The 256-nt window shown below is 53.5% G+C and carries 1 protein-coding gene; it reads right to left on the bottom strand.

What is annotated here, in order from left to right:
* Positions 1 to 256 (bottom strand): hypothetical protein (locus PZC42_RS24950; RefSeq protein ID WP_277214320.1); only part of this gene is annotated, 256 nt, incomplete at both ends.

Here is a 256-nt window from a genome sequence, read left to right as displayed (position 1 = left end):
CAGACTTCGAGCTGATACCTAACGGAAAACGGAAGATGGACGTAGTCGTCGTCGGTCAGCTCGTCCAGGGACGAAGATTTGTCAGGAGGGTCGATCCAGTTCCAGACGGTATGTTCAGTAGGGCTGGATTTCAACACCACGAAGTCCTGCGTGCGCTCAATGGAGACGTTGAAGTCTTTGAGGACATTGCAAAGCAGCGTGAATCGGCCCTTGTGATCAACCTCCTTCGGGTAGGTGATTCGGAACGTGGTCCAGC

The sequence above is a fragment of the Isoptericola croceus genome, from assembly GCF_029382255.1.
Taxonomy (GTDB): Bacteria; Actinomycetota; Actinomycetes; order Actinomycetales; family Cellulomonadaceae; genus Isoptericola; species Isoptericola croceus.
The sequence above is the reverse complement of the archived record's forward strand: the minus strand, read 5'-3'. Positions and strand labels throughout refer to the sequence as shown.